Genomic DNA, 1,939 nt, shown 5'->3' with positions numbered 1-1,939 from the left:
GGCGATGTTGCTGACCCGGCCGTCCATCGCGCCGAAGACGGCCGGGCGCAACCAGCCGCCGGAGACGTCCGCGTGGTGCGCCTCACGCAGCGCCGCCGGGGTGTCGGTCACGGCGCCTGCCCTTCGATCGCGACTGCGGGACTCCGCTGCGCTGCGTTCCTCGCGCTCACCGCGCTGGCCCTGTTCGCGACTGCGGGACTCCGCTGCGCTGCGTTCCTCGCGCTCACGGCGCTGGCCCTGTTCGCGACTGCGGGACTCCGCTGCGCTGCGTTCCTCGCGCTCACGGAAGCGTCAGGATCTCGTGGCCGTCGTCGGTCACCACGATGGTGTGCTCGAACTGTGCCGTCCACTTTCGGTCCTTGGTGACCACGGTCCACCCGTCGTCCCACATGTCGTACTGGTAGGTGCCCAGGGTGATCATCGGCTCGATGGTGAACGTCATGCCCGGCTCCATGATGTCCGTGGGACGCGGGCTGTCGTAGTGCGGCACATAGAGGCCGCTGTGGAATGCCTCGCCGATGCCGTGGCCGGTGAAGTCGCGGACCACGCCGTAGCCGAACCGCTTGGCGTACGACTCGATGACCCGGCCCACGACGTTGATCTGGCGGCCCGGGGCGACCGCGCGGATGCCGCGCATCATTGCCTCGTGGGTCCGCTCGACCAGCAGCCGGGCCTCTTCGCTGACCTCTCCGACGCAGAAGGTGGCGTCGGTGTCACCGTGCACCCCACCGATGTACGCGGTCACGTCGACGTTGATGATGTCGCCGTCCTGCAGGACCGTGGAGTCCGGAATGCCGTGGCAGATGACCTCGTTCAGGCTGGTGCAGCAGGACTTCGGGAAGCCCTTGTAGCCCAACGTCGACGGGTACGCGCCGTGGTCGCAGAGGAACTCGTGCACCACCTTGTCGATCTCGTCGGTGGTCACACCGGGCTTGCAGTGCTCGCCGGCGAGCTGGGTGGCCTGGGCGGCGAGCCGGCTGGCGACCCGCATCTTCTCGATGGTCTCCGGCGTCTGCACGTGCGAGCCACGCCACTGTTGCGGGCGCGTCTTGCCCACGTACTCCGGTCGGGCGATCTGGGACGGCACCGGTCGCATCGGGGAGAGCGTGCCTGGTGTCAGCGGCGGGCGGACGGTCATGTCGCAAGCCTATCGCCGGGACCGCCGGTGAGCCGCGCCACGGCCGCCCGGTGGGGGTTGTTGCCCTGTCTGGACGGCTGTGTCAAGGTGTCTGCGTGGATCAAGGGGAAGCACCGCCTGTCTTCTCCGCCAGCGCCGAACTCGACGATGGCCACCTCTACGTGGTGGTAGCCGGTGAGGTCGACATGGCGACCGCGGACACGATGCTCCAGACAGCCCTGCGCGAGCCCGCCGGGAAGATCACTCTCGACCTGAGCGCTGTCACCTTCTTCGACTCGGCCGCCATCCACGCCCTGGTCCGGCTCGCCCAGCAGGTTCCGGGCGCGCTCACCGTTCGTCCGTCCCGGCAGGTCCGTCGCGTGCTGGAGATCTCCGGCCTCGGCGAGCAGAGCTGGCTCGACCCGGCCTAGGGTCGGCGTCACAGTCTCCCGCCGGCCCACTGTGCCCGGCCGCCGCCGGGCGCGCGGTCAGTCCTGCAGCTGCCGGCGCAGCGTCACCTCGGTGCCCTCATCGGTACGCTGCACCGACAGGTCGCCGAGCGCTCTGATCAGGGCAAGGCCGCGGCCCCGGAAGCCGGAGCCGGTCGACTCCCGCCACTGCCCGCTGTCGCGCACCGTGGCCGTCACCGTCCGACCCTCGATGGCCACCTCCACACTGATCATGGCCTCGGCGGGGTGGATCGGGTGCTCGATGGCGTTGGCGGCGGCCTCGGACACGGCGACGGTCAGGTCGAACAGGTCGGTCTCGCCGACGGAGTGCGCGACCAGGAAGTCCTCCAACCGCTTGCGCAGCACGCTGAGC

Annotated in this window: 3 protein-coding genes; 1 reads left to right on the top strand and 2 read right to left on the bottom strand. The window is 69.8% G+C overall.

The annotated features are described in order from the left end of the window. Nucleotides 1-280: 280 nt before the first annotated feature. Nucleotides 281-1,138, bottom strand: coding sequence for a type I methionyl aminopeptidase (gene map, locus KBX53_RS31460; protein WP_030337618.1), 858 nt, complete (start codon nucleotides 1,136-1,138; stop codon nucleotides 281-283). Nucleotides 1,139-1,233: 95 nt separating this feature from the next. Between map and KBX53_RS31455 the strand changes: the two genes are divergently transcribed. After that, entirely contained in the window at nucleotides 1,234-1,548 is a 315-nt protein-coding gene (locus KBX53_RS31455; RefSeq protein ID WP_030337619.1) for an STAS domain-containing protein, read from the top strand. Nucleotides 1,549-1,605: 57 nt separating this feature from the next. Here the strand turns inward: KBX53_RS31455 and KBX53_RS31450 are convergent. After that, nucleotides 1,606-1,939, bottom strand: a 334-nt coding sequence (locus tag KBX53_RS31450; protein ID WP_210863392.1) for an ATP-binding protein, incomplete at its 5' end; no start/stop codon positions are given.

It is taken from the genome of Micromonospora sp. M51 (genome assembly GCF_018070305.1).
In the GTDB taxonomy this organism is placed as follows: Bacteria; Actinomycetota; Actinomycetes; order Mycobacteriales; family Micromonosporaceae; genus Micromonospora; species Micromonospora parva.
Note: the sequence above shows the minus strand (reverse complement) of the source record. Positions and strands in the feature narration are given on the sequence as shown.